The organism is Lentzea aerocolonigenes, assembly GCF_000955955.1.
Classification (GTDB): domain Bacteria; phylum Actinomycetota; class Actinomycetes; order Mycobacteriales; family Pseudonocardiaceae; genus Lentzea; species Lentzea aerocolonigenes_A.
This window is the reverse complement of record NZ_JYJG01000520.1, coordinates 1-7,507: the sequence shown is the minus strand read 5'-3', so window position 1 is coordinate 7,507 and position 7,507 is coordinate 1. Positions and strand designations below refer to the sequence as shown.

Below are 7,507 nucleotides of genomic sequence, written 5' to 3'. Positions count from 1 at the left end.
GACTGGAACTGGTGGCGCCACGAGTGCCACGTCTCCGGCCACCCGTGCAGGAGCAGGACGAGCGGTCCTTCGCCCTGCTCGGCGATGTGCATGGACAGTCCGTTGACGGACAGGGTCCGGTGGGTGATCACTGCTTCTCCTCGTAGGTTCTGCCGGGACGTCATCGGCTGGTCGCCAGTTCCTCCAGGACGTTGCGCCCGAGCACCGCGGCGGCGGCCGTCGCCCCGCCCACCATGGCGCCACTGACTCCGGCGGAAACGACGTCCTGGCCGCTGAAGTACAGCCCGGGCACCGGCGTGTGGGCGCTGATCCACCGCTGCCGGAACCGCTCAGGGGTGTGCGCCATGCCCATGAAGTCACCTGTGGTGCGACCCAGGAAGTGGTTGAAACTCATGGGAGTGGCCAGCTCGACGTGGTCGATCTTCCCTGCGAGCTGCGGGCAGAACCGCAGCACCTGGCCGAGCATTTCCTCGATCAGTCGGTCCTTGAGCTTGTCGTACTCCTCACCGCGGCCCATCCACCGTGTTCCGGCGAACGGTTCGAAGAGCGACCAGGTGGTCAGACCGCAGATGTCGATCGTGGTGCGGCCGGGGTAGCGCTGCTCCCAGCTGGGGTCCTTGGCTGACGGGAACGACAGGAAGTACACCGGCATGGGTTCGCCGTGCGGGTCGGCCTGATGTGCGGCCACGCGAGCCTTCAAATCCGCGCCACCGTGGGCCCAGATGTTCGTCCCGTCGAGTCCGAGGTCCGATGTGGACTCCTTGATGCCGATGTTGAGCACCACCCAGCCGAGCGAGGATTCCATCGTCCGGCACCGGTCGGCGAGCCCGCTTCGCTGTGCGACTTCCGCCGGCAGCAGCCGGTTGACCGTGGCGGCGATACCGGCGTCGCTGATCACCACGGGGGCGGTGAACCGCCGGCCGTCGGCCATCGTGACGCCCTGGGCCGCACCGTCCGCGCCGATGATGATGGACGCCACTTCGGCGCCGATGAGCACTGCTCCACCGGCGGCCCTGACGACCTCGGCGACCGTCTCCGCGATTCGGCCGGAGCCGCCGACGGGAAAGTTGGCCCCGTCGAGGTAATGCTGGATGAGCATGGCGTGCATGCCGAACGACGCTCGCCACGGTTCCAGTGAGTAGTCGCCGAAGTGCCCGCAGAGGACCGCGATGAGCTCCTGGTCCTCGGTCAGCTCGGACAGCACGTCGGTGACGGTCCGATCAGCTTGGACGAGGAACGGTTCGCACATCTGGGCGTAGGTGGTCTCGGCCAGTGCCGGCGGAAGCGCGCGGTTGGCGAAGAAGGTCTTGGCCGCCCGCGCGGTCTCGAACACGAGGTCCAGGTAGGCGTCGACGGCCCGGCTCTCCTCGGGGAAGTACCCCTTGAGGCTTTCGGCGAACTTGGAGACTCCGGCAGGGATCGCGTACTCGCGGTCGCCGATGAAGAACCGGTTGTAAATCTCCGGCATCGGCGCCCACTCGAGGGCGCCGCCCGTGATGTGGTCGAAGATCTGGCGCAGCCTGCTGTCGGGCCGGTGAACCTCGCCCATGTAGTGCAGACCCGCGTCCCACTCGTACCCGGCCCGCCGGAACACCTGGGTGCAGCCGCCCGCCGTGGTGTGCCGCTCGAGAACCAGTACCCGGCGACCGTCGCGAGCCAGGAAACCGGCCGCGGCGAGACCTCCGATCCCCGACCCGATCACGATCGCGTCCCAGGCGTCGCCCACCTGGCTTCGGACGTAGCTCTCTCCTGCGGACATCTGACCATCTCCTCACCATCTGACTTCAATGATCTGAAGTCAGGTTAGGATGCTGAGTCTCGCACAGGCAAGTCAGGCCGGAGGATGTGGAATGGATCACCACGACGTGCCGGAGTGGGACCGCGACGCCTGGAACCTCAATCCGGATTCGGTCGCGCTGGCACTGGCGGCGTTGGCGCCACCCACGATGGGACTGGTCATGCGTGAGGCGTTCTACGGCACCCGCCGTTTCGACGACTTCCTGCGCCGGACCGGCATGAGCCCCGCCGCGCTGTCCTCCCGGCTGCGTGAGCTGGTCACGCAGGAACTGCTCGTCAAGGTGCCCTACAAGGAGCCGGGTGCGCGTGAACGGGCGGAGTACCGGCTCACCGAGAAGGGGCGCGATCTGATGTTCACGTTGATCGCCATGATCGGCTGGGCCGACCGCTGGCTGACCGGCGGCCGCCCCACTGTGACATTGCGGCATCAGGGTTGCGGCGCCCTGGTCGGGACGATCCTGAGGTGCTCGAAGGGCCATGACATCGAAGCCGCTCGCGACGTGGTCGCGGAGCCGGGCCCCGGCGCCCGGCCGGTCGAACGCTGACCCCCCGGATCCGCGGCAGCTCCACGAACTCGGCTGGGCACCGCGGGCCAGGGCGTTCGCGCCGGTGATCAGGAGTACCTGCACACCGCGATCACTCCCAGGTGCCCTGCGGTCAACGGGTCGGGACGACGTCGATGACCGCGGTGACCTTGCCCAGCGCCGTCGTTCCGACAACCACGACCTCGCCGGGCTTGTCGGTTGCACCGCCCGGAAGTGCCTGCCATCGAACGGGAATCGAGGTGACGGCGTTGTTCGAGGTGGCGAGCTCGCGGATCGAGGAGGGCAACGCCGGGATCCTGCTCACGCGGGTCGTGAGGTAGACGGTGTCCTCGAGGACGTGCCTGGCCTGGCTCGCGTTGAACACGTTGATCGACGCGTGCGGCTCCCAGGTGTTGGGCAGCCCTGGCACAGCCCGGAACATCGACTGGAAGCCCGCCGGTTCCCAGACCAGCACACCGGTGCCCTGGTTGCCGACCACGTCGTTGGCGGCCTGGAAGACCCGCTGGATCGCGTCCGCCTGGCCCTGGACGGTGCGGGGAAACGGTGAGTTGGGCAACGGCGCGCCGTCGCCGCCGGACGCGGGGTACGCGGTCTCGGCGATGTCGATCTCGTAGCCGGGGTACGCCGTCGCCATCGTGTGCAGGTTGACGTCCAGCGCCTCGGGTGAACCGTGCCACTCCGGGTAGTAGGAGATCGCGAGCACATCGGGGTTCTGGCCCTTGGCCTTCACCCTGGTGAGGAACTGGTGCCAGAACTCCATCGTCTTGGCGAGCCGATCCGTGCCGACGATCACGTGGATCTCGACCTTGGTCTTCGGCGACGTGTCGCGGACGGCCTTGATCCCGGCAGTGGCGAGCGTGGTGAACCGGTCCCATGCCTCGTTGTAGAGCCGTTGCTCCGCCGGGTCGGACGACTGCCAGTAGCGCCACAGCAGTCCGCCGCCGGGCTTCGATTGGTAGAGGCCGGCCTGGTCGACGAAGTACGGCGGGGCGGTCGTCCCGATGAGGGCCGCCTCACTGCCGTACAGGAAGCCGTTGATGATCTCGTTTCCGACGGAGACCTTGTCCGGCCTGGTGCCCTGCCGGATGAGGCGGCGGAGGTAGTCGCGGGTGAAGCCGTACACCGCGCCGGTCAGATCGTCGAACTCCAGCTCGGCCCAGGCGCGCGGTTTCGGCTGTTTGCTCGGGTCCGCCCACGAGTCCGCGTAGTGGAAGTCGATGCCCAGACCCATGTTCCGGTCCTTGACCCACCGTGCGGACTGCAGCGAGCGCTCCGGGCCCTGACGCGGGATCGGTGTCGGTTCGCCGGAGCTCTCGCTCCTCGGCTCGTTGAAGATCCGCAGCCGGGAGTACTCCATGCCGCGGTCCTTGGCGACGTCGAGCAGGTGCGGTCCGGCGCCCTTGTCCGCTGCCAGGGGGTTGATCCAGTGTTCCTGCGTCTGGCGGTCGTCCATCCAGGACATGTCGGCACCGAGGACGAGGTCGTCGCGCAGGTAGTTGAAGACCTGGAGTTCGCTCACCCCGATCCGGGGGTGGCCTGACGTGCCCACGACGGTGAGCCGGACGAAACGCGTTCCCGGCCGGGTGAACAGGTGTACCGCGCCCCGTGCCGTGGTTCTGTTGCGGGACCTGTCGGCGATCTCGTTCCACCGGCGGCCGTCGGGCGAGACTTCGACGGTGTACCGGTAGGTCACCCCGCGATCGGCGAACACCACCTTGACCTTTCGCAGGTTGTCGTAGGCGCCGCCGAGGTCGACGGTCAGCTGCTGCCGGGCGCTGGGGCCGTCCGCGTACCAGGAGGTGGCCGGGTTGCCGTCGATGGCTGATCGGGCGGTGGACGAGCCGCTGCTCGTGGTGACTGAAGCCCAGAACTTGGCCGCGATGTTGCTCTCGATCGGATTGATCTGGGCCGTGCCGTAAATGGCCTGCGCCGCGGGAGCCATGAACACCACGGCCGCCGCCACGGTCGTGAGAACGACGAATGCCGCGCTGACGCGGGCCCGAAACCGAGCGATCATGTCTCTCTCCCGACATGTGTGCGGATGCGAGTGGGGTGGTGTTCACGCGCGGGCCGGCAGACGGCCCGCGCGCGTTCTTGTCGCGGCTAGAGCTTCGCGCCGACGATCGGCGCCAGCCGGTCGGCGATCTTGCGGTGTCCCTGGTCGTTGGGGTGCACGTTGTCGACCGTGTCGGTGGCCTCGTTGATCCAGCCCTCGGTGTTGACGAAGTAGACGTTGCTGTCGCCACCGTCGTTGAGCGTCTTCACCGCAGCCTGGGTCTCGGGCAGGTACCGCTTGCGGAACGTGCCCATCGCGAAGATCGCCGCAGTCGGGTACTTCTCCCGCGCGCGGCGCAGCAGCGTGACGTAGGAGGAGCGGAACTGGTCCTTGGTCACGCTGTGCCCGACGTCGTTCGTACCGAGGTTGATCACGACGGCGTTCGCCTTGTAACGGCTGAAGTTCCATGCAGGGGCGTTCAGCGCGAGGCCGGTGCGCAGGAAGCCCTCCCGCATGCTCAGGCAGCCGTCCGCGGCCGGGTGCAGGCACGCGCCGCCCACCGCGATCTGCGTGTGACCGGCCCTGAGCTTCTCGCCGGTGAGCCAGCCGTACGCGGTCAGAGCCTGCTTCGAGGAACGCTGGCCCACGGTGATCGAGTCACCGACGAACTCGATGATCTTCTCCGGCACGGGCGGGACGAACGTCTGGGCTCCGGCGTCGAGGGCGACGCCCTGGAACACCGCGTCGCCCTTGTAGGAGCCCGCGATCGGGCGGTACGACACGCGCAGCGTGTGCCGGCCGGCCGCGAGTTTCGTCGGCGTCAGGTCGACGGTGCCGCTCCGGTTCACATAGGACACATCGGGCCTGCCGTCGATGCTGACGAAGAAGTCGATCGCGCGGCGCTGCTTGAGCTTCACCGTCGTACCGGTGAACCCGACGACGACATATGCGCCGGCCCACTCGGAGACGTATGCGGTCGATGAACTCGTGTTCCATCGACCGAAGTACTTGACGTTGGGATCGGTGGGAGAGCCGATGGTCGCCGCGGACGCGGCCGGTACCGCGACCACCATCCCGGCGAGAACGGCTGCTGTGACGAGAATTCTCACGTGGTGTCCCCTCAAATCCGTGCGGTGACGATCGGGGCGAGACGGTCGGCGATCTTGGCCTGACCCCGGTCGTTCGGGTGGCCGTCTCCGTCGGCGTAGTCCGCGCCGCCGGTGAGCCAGCCTTCGGTGTCGACGAAGTAGACGCGACTGTCGCCCGCGTTGTTGCGAGCTGTGACGGCGGCCTTGGTCTCCGGCACGTACCTGCGCTTGAGCGTCTCGAACGCGAAGATGGCCGCGTTCGGGTATTTGGCGCGGATGTCGCGCAGGAACTGCGTGTAAGTGGATTGGAAAGTGTTCGCCGCGACTCCGTGGCCCGCGTCGTTCGTGCCCAGGTTCACCACGACGGCGGAGGCCTGGTAGCGACCGAAGTCCCACGCCGTGTCCCCGGTGCTGCCCCGGCGGAAGAACTGGGTGCTCTGCCCGACGCAGCCGTCCTTCGCGACCAGGCAGTAGCCCGCCCGCGCGACGATCGTGCGCGGCAGCCCGAGCTTCTGGCCGACCAGCCAGCCGTATGACGACAGGGCGAGCTTCGAGTCGAGGTATCCCGCGGTGATCGAGTCGCCGACGAACTCCAGCACCTTCGGCGAGACGGCCGGGTTCACCGTCCTGGCACCGGAGTCCAGCACGAGGCCGCCGAACACCGTGTCGCCGGAACGGAACGCGATGCGCATCCGGTGCGTTCCCATGGCCAGAGGACGCGGAGTGAGGTTGACCGTGCCGCGCGCGCCCTGGTGGAACACGTCGGCACCGCCGTCGATGCTGACGTAGATGTTGACCGCGTTCCGCAGTTTCACCCGGACCGTGGTGCCGGTGAACGACGTTTGGACGTATGCGCCGGCCCAGTTGGGAACCCGCAACGAGCCGTCCGCGTGCCACCGGCCCGTGTAGTGGAGGTTGGGATCCGCCACGCCGACGTCCGTGGCCGCGACGGCCTGCGGTGTGACGAGCGCAGCCGCGAACATCAAGACCAGTGCGACGGTCAGACTTCTCATCGCTGGTTTTCCTTCGGGCAGAAGGGAAGGAGGACGTGAGACCAGTAGGCGTCGGACGCCGGGTAGTTACGATGAACCGCTTCAAGCCTCGGCGCAAGAGCAAAATCTGTTGATATACCTGGTGGTAAGCGGTTTCCAGGTACGCTCTTCCTGTGTTTCTCCTGCTGGGGTACAGGTCGACTTGCAACGATTCACGCAGTTCAGCGGGCATGGTCAGCAGACCGTGTCTTGCGGGTGAATCCTTTTGAGACGATCGGTTCGTCGCGACGACAAGTTCGCTCGCACGCGGTTTCCGCGGCAGTCGAATCGACATGACGTTCGACAAGCTGACGTCGAAACCGGGTGAATCCTGAGTGCTGGCACCGCGCGCTCGTTGAGCATGGCGTGTCGGGTGTGGCCCCGCCGCGGAATGCGCACTGGCAGGGGAGCGCCCGGCGCCGCACCCCGAAGCACCCGTGGATCCATCCGTTGTGTGGCAGTGGAAGAGGACCCGCGCCAGGTCTGGCGCGGGCCACGTGCCGGCCGGGTGTGGTCTCAGACGGGGCGGCGAGCGAAGCGCTGGTTGGCGTTGCCGGTGTAGGTCCACTGGGAGATGCGGGCGCCGTCGGCGCTCGAGTACTCCCACACGTCCATGGCGAGGCCGGACTGCCGGTTGACGAGGCTGATCACGTTGTTGCCGTGGTCGACGACGCGCCATTGCTGGCTGGTTGCCCCGCTGTCGGCCTGCTGGACGACGTCCGAGCCGGTCGTGGTGCCCGTGGGCTGGAGGAACAGGCTGCTGTGGCGGGCCTTGAGGCGGACGTGGCCGTCGCCGGCGTCCACGAACTCGAACTGCTGGTTGGTGCCACTTCCGGCGGTCCGCTGGACCAGCAGTGCGCCGACGGCCGTGGAGGCGCCGTCGACTTCGGCGGCCTTGCCGCTGTGCTGGGCCGTCAAGGTGTAGACGCCAGGTCCTCCAGGCGTCTCGCCCAGCTGGGCTTCCCACCTGGTGTTGGATCCGGATGCGTCGGTGGGGAGGCGGTCGCGTGCGGTGGTGTCGCCGTACATGGTCCAGCGGGCCCAGTCGAC

6 protein-coding genes are annotated in these 7,507 nt (G+C 67.6%); 1 reads left to right on the top strand and 5 read right to left on the bottom strand.

The features are described from left to right. Nucleotides 1–160: 160 nt before the first annotated feature. A complete protein-coding gene (locus UK23_RS45595; RefSeq protein ID WP_045318095.1) occupies nt 161–1,759 on the bottom strand; it encodes a phytoene desaturase family protein in 1,599 nt (532 codons plus the stop codon). Between the two features lie 91 nt (nt 1,760–1,850). Between UK23_RS45595 and UK23_RS45590 the strand changes: the two genes are divergently transcribed. Beyond that, nucleotides 1,851–2,342 carry a winged helix-turn-helix transcriptional regulator gene (locus tag UK23_RS45590; RefSeq protein WP_045318094.1) on the top strand — a complete coding sequence of 164 codons (492 nt, stop codon included), beginning with the start codon at nt 1,851–1,853 and terminating at the stop codon, nt 2,340–2,342. Nucleotides 2,343–2,454: 112 nt separating this feature from the next. On the opposite strand, the gene UK23_RS45585 is transcribed toward UK23_RS45590, so the two are convergent. From UK23_RS45585 to UK23_RS45570, 4 genes are all read right to left on the bottom strand, one after another. After that, complete coding sequence (locus tag UK23_RS45585; protein ID WP_045318093.1) at nt 2,455–4,359, bottom strand: glycosyl hydrolase 53 family protein; 1,905 nt, start codon at nt 4,357–4,359, stop codon at nt 2,455–2,457. A gap of 86 nt (nt 4,360–4,445) precedes the next feature. Further along, entirely contained in the window at nt 4,446–5,447 is a 1,002-nt protein-coding gene (locus UK23_RS45580) for an SGNH/GDSL hydrolase family protein (protein WP_231114983.1), read from the bottom strand. An 11-nt stretch (nt 5,448–5,458) separates the two neighbouring features. Further along, the gene (locus UK23_RS45575) at nt 5,459–6,439 is read right to left on the bottom strand and encodes an SGNH/GDSL hydrolase family protein (protein ID WP_045318091.1); all 981 of its coding nucleotides are present in this window, start codon (nt 6,437–6,439) and stop codon (nt 5,459–5,461) included. A gap of 534 nt (nt 6,440–6,973) precedes the next feature. Continuing rightward, the coding region (locus tag UK23_RS45570) for an RICIN domain-containing protein (RefSeq protein ID WP_045318090.1) at nt 6,974–7,507 on the bottom strand (534 nt) is incomplete at its 5' end.